Source organism: Mesorhizobium sp. M0306 (assembly GCF_040321655.1).
Classification (GTDB): Bacteria; Pseudomonadota; Alphaproteobacteria; order Rhizobiales; family Rhizobiaceae; genus Mesorhizobium.
Map to the genome: position 1 here is coordinate 1 of NZ_JAMYRY010000056.1, position 13908 is coordinate 13908.

Sequence of the window (13908 nt, forward strand, 5' to 3'; positions counted from 1 at the left end):
ATCACCCGTTGCTCAACCCGCACCATACGGCGTAAAACCCGCCGAGGCTCTAACTGCAGCCGGATGAAAATTCAGTGGCAGGTCACTGGCCTTGTACATTTCTGAGATACGGCGCGAGTACAACGTCGATTTCAGCCAAGTAGGCATATGTCGTGGCGTGGGGAACGTAGCCATGAAACACTGTGTTCGGGCATTGGGCCAGCTTCGATGTCCAATACGCTAAATCGCTGGGTGTTCCCCCGACGATATGAAATGTCGCCCAGCCGCATCGAGGCGCAATAGCGCTTATGATCTCATCCCGACATAACCGATCTTGAACGTGCCAGTGAGGCTGCATGTCTCCACGTTCGGTGGAACCGGATCCGCGCCATTGGGCGCGATGAAAAATTTTCCGGCATGTTGAGGAAAAGACAGATGCCGTCGTCCCGCAGACGTTGCGACGTGGGTGACCAGCATACTGAATGCCTCCAACCCTATCAGTTTGGCAAGGCGCGGACGCTGACGGCTGCTCAAACCGCCAATCGGATGGTGAAGCTCAAACATCGTGAACCGGAAAATTCCGGCGGAAACAAGCGCTACAGTAGCCGAGCGTGTAAAGATGACATCCGGCCTCAGCCAGACCGCAGCAAGAAGGGCCAACACGGCAAAAAGCTCCCGGCCGGTCACAAGCCAAAAGGGTACGGGAGAACGCGGAATGGGAACTCGGTGTTCAATCCGCTTCCTCGCGCCTCTATGAATACACGGGATCATTATGAAAAGAGAATACACGGGATCATTATGAAAAGATCGCGCGCGAATACGCTAGCAGGACCTCCGCACCGGCAACCCGAAAAGCATGACACATCTTTGCGACATGTGCCGCATTGGCGGCCGGCGCTGGGACGTATGCGGAATGTATATAGAGAAGCCGCATCCACAAAGCCTATCTTTCAAGCTTCTGTGCCGCAAGCAATCAAACGGTGCCCAAAGACCACAATCGGCAATGCGCGAACAAGTGCTTGCAGTAAGGGCGATAATCGACAACAGACTGTAGACCCATTCCTGAGGTGCCGGCCCCGCACGCGAAGCTCTAGCTTAAGCTTAGCCGTTCAGGTCGAGCCACCGCGCCGCCGTTCCGGTTGCCTCAGCAAAGTCGAGCGCCCTTTTTCGCGAGCTTACGGCAGGGCCCGCGACAGCTCCCGTCGCCCTTCACCGGATAGGTCCTCTGACCACAGCGGTCATCAAAGCCCCAGCCAGCCAGCAATGATGTTGCGCTGTATCTCCGAAGTCCCGGAATAGACCTTGCTGCCAATGGCATCGCGCACGGCACGTTCGACTTCGAATTCGCTCAAGAAACCATAGCCGCCGAAGACCTGGACGACATCGAGCGTAGTGCGGACTAGCGATTCGCTCACAAAGAGCTTCGAAACGGCGGCATCGAGGGATACGGACTCGGAGCGCTCAAGGCCCCACGCCGCCTTGTAGGTGAGGAGTCGGGCCGCCTCCACCTGCATCTTCATGTCGGCAATTTTATGGGCGACCGCCTGGTGCTTGGAGATGGCTTGGCCGGACTGATGTCTGGTGCGCGCATAGGCCACTGCCTTTTCCAGAAGCCGCTCCATCGTACCTACATGGCCGGCGAATAGGCACGCCCGCTCCCAGTCCATGCTATGGGCGAATAGCCTCGAGCCGCCGCCCACTCCGCCGAGAACGGCGTCTTTCGAAACGAGCACATTCTCGAAGACAAGCTCCCCGATCGGAGACGTCCGCAGCCCCATTTTTTCGAACTTTTGCGCGACCCGATAGCCCGGCAGCGTGCAGTCCATCAGGAAGCTCGTGATCCCGCCGAAATGACCCTTGGCGAAGTCAGTGATAGCAAAGACGACGGCTATATCCGCCACCGGCCCGTTGCTCACGAAGGTCTTCGTCCCGTTGACTATAAAGCCGTCGCCATGGGGCTCCGCCCTGGTTTTCATCGCAAATGCATCGGAGCCCGACTCCGGTTCGCTCATCGCATTGGCTGCGATCAAAGTGCCATCACAGAGCCCCGGAAGATATCGATTCTTCTGCTCTTCAGTGCCGAACTTCCAAATCGGCACAACGCCGGCCAAAAGGTGGGCGCAGATCGAGAACACCAAGCCGGAATCCTCGCAGCCGTAGCCGAGCGCGTCGATTGCAATGGCCGTGGACAGGGAATCGAGACCGGATCCGCCGTAGGCTTCGGGGACTGGCAGGCCGGTCAGGCCCATTTGCGCGCAGGCCTGCCACAACTCGCGCTGGAATATTTGGTCTCGGTCGCGCTGCCTGACATCCTTGTTGAGCTTACCTTGCGCGAAGCGAAGGATCTCCCCGCGCAGGATACGCTGCTCCTCGTTCAGCGCGAAATCCACTACTCCATCCTTATTAGATGCTGGTAGTCGATCTTATCCGTCGATGTCTTCGGAAGTAATGGCTGATGCGAGAACCAGTCCGGGGCCATGTAGGCCGGCAAATTGTGAGCGCAGAACCGCTTCAGGTCGATGAGTGACAGCGCAGCACCGTTGCGCGAGGCATAGAACACTTTAATGGAGACGCCCGACTCCTCCGAGCGAGCGATCGCCGCCACCTCGGAGATCGCTGGATGGCGATAGAGTGCCGTCTCGATCTCGCCAAGTTCGATCCGATATCCCCGCCTCTTGACCATCCGGTCGCGTCGACCGCGGAAGATGTAGACGCCATTATCGCCTTCGATCACGATATCGCCGGTCCGGTACCAGCGGCCGGTTGAATCGACGTGAAAAGCGCCGCTTGTTCGCTCAGGCAGGTTCCAATAGCCCAGCATCACGGGCGCGCCGCTGATTGCGAGCTCGCCTTCCTGGCCTCGCGGCACGTCGCGGCCCTTCGCATCAATCACGCGCGCCTTAACATGCGAGCAAGAGCGCCCGATCGGAAATGGCGCTGTGCGGTCTTCGGCGATCGTCTGCGGGATTTCGTAATAGGTACAGACGTTGGTTTCGGTTGGGCCATAAAGATTCAGGTAGCGGGGGCGCGGAATCAGAGCCTTCAGCCTGCGCAGATGCTTGACCGGAAAGACCTCGCCGGCAAATAGAATGAACCGAAGAGTGTGGTCGTCGCGAGCATTAAGGCCGCCGTGCTCGACTAGAAGCGTCAGTACGGAGGGCGTGGAATACCAGACGGTCAACCGCCGCTCCGCGATAACCGAGGCCATTCGGGCCGGATTCTTGCCGAGCTCTTCACCGATCAGGAATACGGTCGCGCCGTGCTTCAGCGGTACGTAGATGTCGAGGAGGGACAGGTCGAAGTGGAAGGGCGCATGAGAGCAGAAGCGGTCATTCTCGTCAGGGGCGAGGATCTCGGAGCACCAGTCCACGAAGCTCGAGCCATTACGATGCGTCAGCATCACACCTTTCGGCTGGCCGGTCGAGCCCGAAGTGTAAAGCACGTAAGCGAGGTTCTCCGGCCCCGGCCGCGCCGATTCGTCCTCCACCGCCAAACCGCCCTCGGCTTCCATGCGAGCCAGGTACGTCGAGAGCGGCGAGGAACTGTCGGACCCGTCGAGCGGCAAGAGCCGAGGTTCCGCATCTAAGCGCGCTAACTCGCAGCGCAAAGCTTCGGCTCGGAACGCCTCCACGAAAATCGCGCGCACGCCGCAGTCGGTGAATATGAACGCGTTACGCGCAGGCGGCGCCAGAGAGTCGACGGGCACATAGGCCGCGCCGACCTTCAAGATGCCGAATAAAACAGCGAGCGAAGCGATCGATTTTGGAAGGCAAATGCCGACGCGATCCCCCGGACGGACGCCTATCCGACGGAGATAGTCGCGCACTCGGCTCGACAGCGTGTCGAGCTCGCCGTAAGTGATCTGCCGCCCGGAACTCGCCTCGACGGCTGCGCACCTACCGCTATGCCGCATCGCGCTCTGTTCCAGATATTCGTGTAAGGTAGCGACCGTCATGACGGGCTCTATGTAGACGCCTGCTTGGATTGGACGAAATTGGCAATATGGGCGATGGAGTTCAGGTTCTCTGGCACGAGTTCGTCGGGGGCGATTTCGATACCGCAGGACTTTTCTAGGTAGGCAACGAGCTTAAGCGTCGCCAGCGAGTCGAGAATGCCGCCATTTATCAGCTCCGTTGAATCCGTCAGATTCTCCGGCCTTTCACCGGGCAGGAACTCCTTCAATATGAAGTCCTTTGCCATTGTCCTAATCTGGATCGCGTCCATTGTTCCTCCTTTTGTGGAGCAACCGCAAGGTTCAGGGGAATTAGATCCCGGCGTTGCTGCAGCACCTCGTAAAGCTTGTCGGCGATAAGCCGATGGCCAGCGGCGTTTGGGTGATCATCCCAAGGTGCTACTTGAAGGGTCCGCCAGTCGTGCCCGTCATACACATTGGAAAGATCGAGAACGTTGAATCCAGCCTCGGCAGCGAGGCGCCTCTCCATCTCGGGACTGGTCCTCTCGTCTGGTCTGGGTAGATAGATCCAAAAGACCCCGACACCTTCTCGTTTCGCAGCTTCCACGATTCGAGAATAGATCGCACGCAGAAGTCTTTCTCCGTAGGGCGTGAGCTTTCTTTGAAGCACCTCGCGGTCGGCGCCGGGATCTATCCCGCTTTCGCGTACAATGTCGCGCACGAAGTCGTAGCGATATGCGGAGCCGTTCTGGATTGCTTTCACGAGACGCTTTAGCATTCGTGGAATAAGCGCGCTGTGCTCGAAGTAAAAAATGTACTGTGGTTTGAATGCGAGCACCCGATCCTCGGTGATGGCCAGAATGTCCAGGGGAACATAGCCCCCAACGGCAAAGTTCAGCACCTCGTAATCTCGATACCCTCTGTCGGCCGCCTGCTCATTCAGCCGCCGCTCCAACAAGCCCTCAAAAACCTCTTCATCCGCGACACCCTCGCCGAAGACGTGCGAAGAGCCGACGACTGCAATTCGTAGGGTGCCGGGAGAAGGGATCTTCTCGTAGTCCTGATCTCGCATGCCCCAGCGGTTGATGTGGACCCGGGTTCCCTTAAAGTCTGCTTGGGAGAGTGGACGCAGATAGGTCGTGGGAAGCGCACCTGTGAACTCACTCAGCGGCGTTTTGTCTAAATTCTCCCATCCCTCGTCTCGTCGTTGGCCGTAGACAATCCACAGTTCTGGGTTAAATGCGCTGACATTGACGAGGTTCTCGTAGTAGCCGCGCTCCAGGTTCGCGCTGTCGCGGCTATTGAGGTTCGGCATTCTAATGTCGGCCATTGCGGTACTCACCGTCTCGCCGAGGCCACCGCGACCCCCCAGGAGCGAGGTGCAAACCGCGATCAACCCGCAGACACCGACCGACGCAACCGATCGCCAGAAACTGTACTGGCGGTCGGCGGCGCCACGCGCGAGCGCAAGGGCAGGAATGCCAATTATAGCTGCCACCGTGACCAGCACGAGGGCGGGCGTCATTTTGCCGGGACCTTCCACGCCCACGGTGTCGAAGACCGAGAACCATTGCGGGACCGAGCTCGCGCTCCAAAACGACCAAAGGAGCGAGATGACGACGAACACGCCGATGGTCCGGCCCGCAGTTTGCAGCGCACCGTTCCAGCTGAGTGCACCGCCACGCAGGCGCCGCGTGCGACCGTGCCGCATTTCATAGAGGGCGTTGACTGTCACGAGCACGGCCAGGATCATCCAGAAGAGGAAGTCGTTCCAAGTGAATACCCAGGTGCCACGCAACCAAAACCACTGATAATTGTGTAGCAGCCACGTCGCGAGGAACGCCAGGAGTGTCGCGCTGACGACCGCCACGCTCTCTCCCCAGCGTCGAAAACGAAAATAAACGGGATAGTATACAATTTTCATTATAAAGTCTTTCCAATATATATTTATTCGACGCCAGAAGTCTGTAAAGCTCGAGGAAAGGAAATAGAGATTGTGGGTTTCTGGAAGATTGAATCCAAATAAATGAAGAATCCCGCTGATTACGTGAAAGGTTCCTGAAATCTTGAGATAAAGCAAAAACGGCCAGATCATGAACTGCAAAAGCTCAACCTGATTTTGTACATCCTCTGCATCGATCACAAATCGCTGATATACGATGCGGTAGCATATCAAATGGATAGCACCGCGAAACAGCAACTGAATACCCGTTTGATAGATATAGTGCTGGTCAGCATTGTAGTAGCTGCTACGGAAAGTCCTAAAATCTACGACTGGAAAGAGCGGGAAGCACACATTCGGCAACATAAAGAAATACGCGAGCCGTTCCGACAGCGTCGACATTCTCTGTTCTCGCCGCATTTCGTATACATAGACGATCAGACGGAACATGAACATGGAAGCGAGCACGGGCCAGATGGCGTGCGTCCATGGGGTCGCTATCCAATCCATCCGTGCGGCGGCGAGCCCGCAGCCGGCGCCAACCAGCACCAGCACTCTCCATCCAAAAGCGATCGGCAGGCGAGCAATTTCGATCAATACGAGCCCAATGACGACGATCCAGGCAGCATCGATGAGGCCCTCAAATCTCCAATGATGCCAGTTGGGCCCAAAGTTACCAAAGACGGCGGCGATAGCCGCGAACGAGAGCAGCACGAAAAACGGCAGCCGGTAACGCTGTGGCAGGAAGTAGTGCACGCACCAGCCGGCGAGAGCGACGAGCAGGACGCGGACAAGCGCAGTAGTCTCAAGCCTGAGGAGATAGACGAGCGTGATGAAGAGGGCCAACTGGCCGGCTATGGCTAACCAAGCCAGAATGCTTCTCGGGTCAGACTCCGTAGGACCCGCCGACCAGGGAAGGATCAATGTCTTCATGTCAAGGCCACGGATCTCTTGATCGATGCCGGCGCACATCGACAATAAGCAACTTTGGGGCACGCGAAAGTTCCCCGAGCTGCAGCCAAGCGACCTCTGCCATTGGCTCCTGTCCCCTGGAAAAGGTAAGCGCACCGCTCCCTTAAACCGTTGCCTTGACTAATCTTTCAACGAGTCCGATTTCGCGCAAACGCGTTAAGCAGAGACATTAGCATGGAAGTATACCGCCAAATAATCATTCCGCTGTGCCCAGGGTAACAGCGACATGTCTCTGAGACGTTTAAATCAATTAGGCTCAATCTGAGCGACTGGGATAACCCCCTCCTTATGGAACGGCATGTGCGGCATGCACCCATCGATGCGCGGCTGGGCATGGGAACGTAGCCATCCGATGGATTCAGCGCGATCGGTGCGGCGATATGAAAGCACGGGATTCGGAAATCAAGATCGACATGGGGCATCGACTGCGGATCGTTCATGTCATTACCCGTCTCATCAATGGCGGTGCTGATGAGAATACTGTCCATTCCTGCAATTGGGCCGCGCAAGGAGGACATGATGTTGTCCTACTTCACGGCGAGACGGTCCACCCGGAAATCATAGCTAGAGTGGACCCGCGGGTGAAACTCATTGGCGTCCCGAGCTTGACCCGGTCCATTTCGCCTGTTTGCGACGTGAGGGCATTGTTGTCGCTTACCCGAAGGTTCCGCTCGTTGAATGCCGACATCGTGCATACGCACACCAGCAAGGCAGGCATTCTCGGGCGTTTCGCGGCATGGGCGGCGGGAGTTCCAGCGATCGTTCATGGCGTGCATATCGTGCCTTTTGTCAATGTCGGCGTCGCCGAGCGGTTTGCCTATCTCGTCTTGGAAAAGCTGGCAGCACCACTCACCAGTGCGTTCATCAGTGTGAGCGAGGGCATCCGTGATTTGTGCTTAAGCGCAGGAGTGGGACGTCCGGACAAACATTATGTGGTCCATTCCGGATTCGATCTCGATCGTTTTCGCAACGCCGGTCCGCCCGATGATTGGCGCGATTTGTTGCGCTTGGCACCGGACGCGCCGCGGCCGCCTGTGCTCTTGATGATCGCTGCATTCGAGCCACGGAAGCGACACACGGAATTTCTGGACGTTTTCAGGAAAGTCGAGATCCGCTTACCCGACGCGGTGCTTGTGCTTACGGGCGACGGACCGCTTCACTCGGTCGTCGAATCGCGGGCCAAATGGCTCGGGCTGGAGCGCCAAGTGGTCTTTACCGGTTATCGGGACGACCCCGAGCGGCTGATCGCGCTCGCGGATCTCTGCCTGCTCTGTTCCATGCGTGAGGGACTCCCCCGCGTGGTCATGCAATATCTCGCCGGCGGCAAGCCTTGCGTCGCTTGCGATCTGCCAGGTCTTCGCGACGTGCTCCGCCCTGGTATCAACGGTGTGATTGCACCCGCGCACGATTTGGCAGCCATGGCCGACGCCATTGCAGCCCTCCTTGAGGATCGTGAAAGACTGGCTGGCCTCGCCCAAGGTGCCGCGGCGACTGATCTTTCGAACTGGGACGCCAGGCTGATGGGCAAGCGGATCGATGCCATTTACCGCAAAGTTCTTGACCAGCATTGGGCAAGCAAGGGAGTGTCAGCAAGGCGTCCTGTCCGAAATGTTGCGCTTCCGCGATGAACGGGTGTGACCTATGCGTTTTACAGTGATCGATAGGTTATCGGATTGGATAGCGGTGCACACTTTGCCGATTTCGAGTATAAGGTGGAGTGCGTCGTTCTAGACGAGGGGCTCGGTGCGCTGAAGGCGGTGAAATGCCAAAAAACGGCATCTTCTTTTTTGCACGTGGGACGGGTTGTAATCTTGGTGGCCGCCATCGTCCCGAGGAACGCTATCCGGCGGATTGATATGATTGTAACAGAAATTGCCTCTGCGCATCCGATGAAGTTCCCGCGAGCCGAAGCTCGTATTCTGCTCGTGCTCCCAACTTATTTTCCTGAGTCATGTGGCGGCGCCGAACAACAGACGCGGCGATTTGCCCGGGTGCTGGTTGAAAGGGGCGTTTCCGTAACTATTATAGCACCCAGGTTGTCGCGCTCGACGCCAAAACGGTCCGCCATCGACGGGGTGCCCATCCAGCGCCTTCGCTTGCGCGCGGCGCCGAATTTAGGCGGGCGGCATATACTGTCGTTCCTGTCGTGGTGTGTGCAGGTTGTGGTCTGGATGCTGCGCCATCGCGACGAATTCGATGTCGTATATATCGTCCATGCCCGACTTCACGCCGTTCCGGCGGCATTGGCAGGAGCCCTCCTGCGCAAACCGGTTCTCGCAAAATTGGGCCGGGGCGGACGGTGTTTCGATCTCGACGTTGTGCGCGAAAAGAAGATCATCGGTCGCTGGGCCTCCGCCCTGATCAAACGTCACGTCACGGCCTTCATCGCCAATAGCCGCCAAATCGCTGGTGATCTGAGGAGACATGGCATCGACGCGCATCGCATTCACATGATTCCGAATGGGATCGATCTGCCCCGCAAGCCGCGCCGCGAGCCGAGCGCCGATGGCACCCGACGCTTTATCTGCCTTGGCCGCCTCGAACCGGAAAAATGCCTCGAGCACATGATCGATGCGTTCGCGGCACTTCCCGCCGAGGCAAAAACGCAACTCACTATACTGGGCGATGGGCAGTGCCACGTCCCTCTCGAGGAACAGGCGGCCCGGTTGGCCCTTTCCGGCAGGGTCACATTCGCCGGCGCGATCGAAGATGTGTTTCCCTTTCTGTGGGAGGCTGATTTCTATCTTTCCACCTCGGTGTCGGAAGGCATGTCAAACGCCCTGCTCGAGGCCATGAGCTGCGGCGTGGTCCCGATCATCACCGATATCAGCGGTGCGTCCGACATTGTGGAACATGAGCGCAGCGGCTTTTTGGCTCGCTCGCATGCCGAGTATTGCGGACTCCTTCTTCGCGCGCTCGGCCTATCGGAAGCTAAGCGCGATGAGATGGCGCGGCGCGCAGTACAAACGATCGCTGAGCGATTCAGTATCGAGAGGGTTGCCCAAGAGCAAATGAAGCTCTTCGCGGCTCTTCTCAAGGAAAGGACATCTTCGCTCCGCGTCCGGGGTATGAACCTCACATGAAGCTCATTCTTCATATCGGCACTCAAAAGACGGGCACCACAGCGCTACAGCAATTCCTGTGCGCGAATGCAAAGAACCTCCGCGAGCACGGCATTCACTATGCCACGCCTCCGCACGAGTTCAATTTCAAGACCAATACGCAGTCGTTGTGCGGACCGGATAAATTCTTGCCTTTCTTTCTGCATCATCTGAGAAAGGCTGAACAAGACGGAGCGCACACAATCATCGCAAGTTCCGAAAATCTCTATTCTATGGTCATACACCTGATGCGCTTCATGGCCAAGATGTCCAGCGCTGATGCCCTGTCGGAGCGCAGTTTGATCGAACGTTTGCGCGATTCCATTCCGGCGAGGGTGGAATGCCATGTGCTGTGTTATGTGAGAAGGCCGGATTATTATCTCGAGTCGTTGTACAATCAGCACGTCAAGCGCGGTGTTCTGTTCACGGGAGACGTCATCGATTTTCTGAACATGATCGAGGATATGCTGGATTATCATCGCTGCCTTTCAATTTGGCGCGAAATCTTTGGGAAAAACGCGTGTTCGGTACGGGTGTACGAGTCGGCCCTGCCGAATGTGATCGATGATTTCATGAAGAACGTCGTCGGGATCGACGATATCTCCGCGTTTACGTGGCCCTGTCTTCGCGCCAATGAACGCCTGAGCCGGGACGTCTTGGAATATAAGCGCCTCAGGAACGAGCACATTCTTTTTTCTGAACGGTGGCTGGAACTCAAGATTTATGAATTGGTCGATCGGAGAGTGACGAGCCCCAACAATAATCACGAATACCTCTCACCCGATGAAAGAGCCAGCCTCCTGTCGAAGTTGCAGCCCAGCATGGAGCGGCTACGTACGGAGTTCTGTCTGCCGAGTTTTCCGGAATTCGATCTCGATGCGGCCAAGGCAGCCTGGCAGCCCTATCCGGGACTTTCGCTCGAGAAGAGACGGGAGATCGAAGTCCACCACAACGCTGTTCAAGATCAGATTGGCTTCCGTCTGGAGCGCCTTCTGAAGCGGTGGATCTCCTTGACGCGGAAGCGGCTGCCTCTTCTCTCATGGGTTTTCGACGTCACACACGGCAGCGGAATCCGCAGATTGCTGCTGGAGGCAACTAGGCGGTTTCAGTGAGTGACTGCTATCTCCGTCTCTGAACGGGCGCCAAAGAATAGGGATGGGACAGATCTGGGGCAAGCGAGCTTGGACGAGGTCATTGAACATAAGGACCTGACGCGAAGGGCGGCCAAGGGGCTCTCGTGGTCGGGAGCCGCATTGTTGGCCCGGATCTTATTGAATCTCCCGGTCACGGCCATTCTCGCGCGCCTCCTTCCCCCCAAGAGTACGGCGCTGTCGGCGCCGCGCTGATCATCGTGGACATCGGCAATCGCATTGCCAACCTGGGCAATGTCGCAAGTCGTGGTCCAGCGGGCGGATCTCGAAAAGCGCCATATGGGAACCGTGGCATTCCTGTCCCTGCTGATCGCCGCTGGCTCGCTGTGCTTCAATGGTTGTTCGCGGGCGTGATCGCCGATCTCTTTCATGCTTTCATGTGCCGGAGCTCAACATTGTTTCCCGCGTGCTCGCCTTCATTATGTTCGCAAACGCGTTCAACCTTGTGGCCGAGGCGGTTCTCTCGCGGAACTTGAAGTTCAAAGTCTCCTCGACGGCGAACTTGACGGCATGGATTCTTGCCAACGTCGGCTTGGCTATTCCGCTTGCCTATCTCGGATTGAGCTATTGGGCATTGGTGATCGCTGCCATGGCCGAGGCAATTTTTCTTTCTGGCATTTACTTGATTACCGCGAGAAGGTATCTCGCTAAACCGCGCTTCGACCTGCAGTCCTATCGTGAGATCCATAAGCAGAGCCTGGGATATTCCTTGGCCGGAGTTTCGGACTTCGGCGCCCAATACATTGACAAGATCATCGTCGCGCGTTTGGTCGGGACCACGGACCTTGGCATCTACACGAGAGCGTTCATTCTGATCACAATACCGGCCATTCTATTTGGAAACCTGAGTAGAACGGTCGTTTTCCCGTTGCTGTCAAAAGTGCAGACCGACGAGGCCAGGTTGCGCACCGCTCAGCTGAAGGGCCATGCCTTGACCGCAGCCCTCACCCTCCCGACCAGCGCGTTTCTTTGCTGCTTCTCCAAGGAGATCGTCCTGACAATTTTCGGCCCTAAGTGGATAGATGCAGTGGTTCCGATTGCCGTATTTTCCGCGGCGATCTATTTCCGCGTCGGATTCAAAGTGTGCGGCGCTGTCATGCTTGCCACGGGCCGCAGCTACCGCAGCGCGTCCATGCAGATTGTCAACGCGGCGCTTGTGACATCATTCGCATTTTTCGCGGCGCCTTATGGAGTGAGCGCGGTAGCGGCGGCCGTGTCGGGTGCCATTCTAATGAGTTTCGTCCTTTATTCCGTCATTAGCTGCCGCATAACCGAATTGTCATTCGTGGATTTCGTGCTCGTCCATATCCCGCCAATCGCTTTCGCCGCCGTCATCTACGCTACTGGGTTTGCGGTCAGGATGCTATTCGCCGGCTTACCGCACTATCTTGTACTGGCAGTTGGGGCTTTTGTCATAGGCACGTTATCTGCCGTTACTGTCTATTTGAGAGCTTCGCTTCTATTCGGGAAATACGGGGTGGATGTCCTGCAAACCGTAGCGCCCAAGAAAGCAGCATGGCCCAAGTGGATTCCGAGCTGACTTGCGACCGAATACGGTTACATGCTACTCTTCGGTAGTCATAACAACATCCGGAGAGGAACCGATCATCCGCCAGACAATCGACGATCTGCTCCGCCCAAAACGTGCTTGGGGTCGAAGCCGGTTTCACCATATGCTTTCCATCATTTGGGAGTAGGAGCATCTAATGCTTGCGTCCAGAGAGGGATCACAATGATCCAACGATCAAGCGGCCACTCTTCTGGAACTCGGGAGCGGATCGGCAGACTTCTTGTTCCTGTTCCGGATGATTACTTCATTCGGCCGCCCTTTTCGACGTATCAGACAGTGCACGTGACTAAAGCGTGTCGTGATTAATTGGCCTCATATCCGGCAGCCTTGAAGAGGTTTCTGCATTCGGTTGGCTCGAACAGATGGCAGATATCGCCGAGGGCCTGGCAGAGTGCGTCGAAGGTTCTGGCCGCCTTCTTTCGCAGCCGTGCCTTGAGTTTTGAATAGGCCATCTTGACGTTGCCCCCAAGTTTTATCCAATCCTGAGTTCGCTCCGGCGATCATTGTTGCCCTGTTGGGCGGTTTGAGCGACGGGCACAGGCGCGGAGCTGATCATGGTGCGCAGCGCTGTGTCCCGTCGCGGGGTGAAGGTGTGGGCGAACTCGAAGGGGGTCTGCCATCCGAGCCGCGAATGTGGGCGATTGATGTTGTAATCTGTCCGCCAACTACTGGCCAAGACCGCGCGAGCCTGCGCCAATGAGGTGAACAGCATCTCGTTCAGCAGTTCGTCACGGAGGCGACCGTTGAAGCTCTCGATGAAGCCGTTCTGCATTGGCTTGCCCGGCGCGATATAATGCCAGTCGACGCGGCTTGCATCGGCCCAGGTAAGGATCGCATTGCTGGTCAGTTCGCTGCCATTGTCACTGACCACCATCTTCGGCTTGCCGCGTTCGATCATGAGCCGATCGAGTTCGCGGGCAACCCTCACGCCGGACAGAGACGTATCCGCGACCAACCCCAGGCACTCGCGCGTGCAGTCGTCGACGACGGTCAATATCCGGAAGCGACGGCCATCGGTCAGCTGATCCGACACGAAGTCCAGTGACTAACGGTCGTTGGGCGCAAACGGGGACCATCATCGGTGCCCGCGTTCCAATGGCCGCTTGCGGCCGCCACGGCGCCGAACGGCAAGCTTCTCCTCGCGATAGAGCCGGAACAGACGCTTGTGATTGACCACATAACCTTCCCGCCGCAGCGTAAGCGCTATTTTCGCTGCACGTTGACGCGAGCGCTTTCGACGGATGGCCTTCGAATCGGGAACGGTATCTGGTCTGATCAGG

Annotated in this window: 10 protein-coding genes and 1 pseudogene; 4 read left to right on the plus strand and 7 right to left on the minus strand. The window is 57.2% G+C overall.

Annotated elements, in window-relative coordinates:
- Positions 1 to 285: 285 nt before the first annotated feature.
- The 5 genes from NKI95_RS33025 to NKI95_RS33045 form a co-directional block, all read right to left on the minus strand.
- Complete coding sequence (locus tag NKI95_RS33025) at positions 286 to 642, minus strand: hypothetical protein (RefSeq protein WP_352722032.1); 357 nt, start codon at positions 640 to 642, stop codon at positions 286 to 288.
- Positions 643 to 1220: 578 nt separating this feature from the next.
- The gene (locus tag NKI95_RS33030; protein ID WP_352722034.1) at positions 1221 to 2369 is read right to left on the minus strand and encodes an acyl-CoA dehydrogenase family protein; all 1149 of its coding nucleotides are present in this window, start codon (positions 2367 to 2369) and stop codon (positions 1221 to 1223) included.
- Positions 2369 to 3934: an amino acid adenylation domain-containing protein gene (locus NKI95_RS33035; protein WP_352722035.1), complete on the minus strand. Its 1566-nt coding sequence runs from the start codon at positions 3932 to 3934 to the stop codon at positions 2369 to 2371. The genes NKI95_RS33030 and NKI95_RS33035 overlap by 1 nt, the downstream gene beginning before the upstream one ends.
- A gap of 8 nt (positions 3935 to 3942) precedes the next feature.
- The gene (locus NKI95_RS33040) at positions 3943 to 4203 is read right to left on the minus strand and encodes an acyl carrier protein (protein ID WP_352722036.1); all 261 of its coding nucleotides are present in this window, start codon (positions 4201 to 4203) and stop codon (positions 3943 to 3945) included.
- A complete protein-coding gene (locus tag NKI95_RS33045; RefSeq protein ID WP_352722038.1) occupies positions 4158 to 6767 on the minus strand; it encodes an SGNH/GDSL hydrolase family protein in 2610 nt (869 codons plus the stop codon). The genes NKI95_RS33040 and NKI95_RS33045 overlap by 46 nt, the downstream gene beginning before the upstream one ends.
- A gap of 419 nt (positions 6768 to 7186) precedes the next feature.
- Here NKI95_RS33045 and NKI95_RS33050 point away from each other — a divergent pair, with 419 nt between their 5' ends.
- The 4 genes from NKI95_RS33050 (at position 7187) to NKI95_RS33065 (ending at position 12598) form a co-directional block, all read left to right on the plus strand.
- Entirely contained in the window at positions 7187 to 8434 is a 1248-nt protein-coding gene (locus tag NKI95_RS33050) for a glycosyltransferase (protein WP_352722040.1), read from the plus strand.
- 45 nt (positions 8435 to 8479) lie between these two features.
- Entirely contained in the window at positions 8480 to 9889 is a 1410-nt protein-coding gene (locus tag NKI95_RS33055) for a glycosyltransferase (protein WP_352722042.1), read from the plus strand.
- Entirely contained in the window at positions 9886 to 11019 is a 1134-nt protein-coding gene (locus NKI95_RS33060; protein ID WP_352722044.1) for a hypothetical protein, read from the plus strand. The genes NKI95_RS33055 and NKI95_RS33060 overlap by 4 nt, the downstream gene beginning before the upstream one ends.
- A gap of 373 nt (positions 11020 to 11392) precedes the next feature.
- Positions 11393 to 12598, plus strand: a complete 1206-nt coding sequence (locus tag NKI95_RS33065; RefSeq protein WP_352722046.1) for an oligosaccharide flippase family protein — start codon at positions 11393 to 11395, stop codon at positions 12596 to 12598.
- A gap of 332 nt (positions 12599 to 12930) precedes the next feature.
- Here NKI95_RS33065 and NKI95_RS33070 read toward each other — a convergent pair whose 3' ends face one another.
- The gene (locus NKI95_RS33070) at positions 12931 to 13080 is read right to left on the minus strand and encodes a hypothetical protein (RefSeq protein WP_502909286.1); all 150 of its coding nucleotides are present in this window, start codon (positions 13078 to 13080) and stop codon (positions 12931 to 12933) included.
- A 20-nt stretch (positions 13081 to 13100) separates the two neighbouring features.
- Positions 13101 to 13908: pseudogene (locus NKI95_RS33075) on the minus strand (IS3 family transposase); the annotation flags it as partial.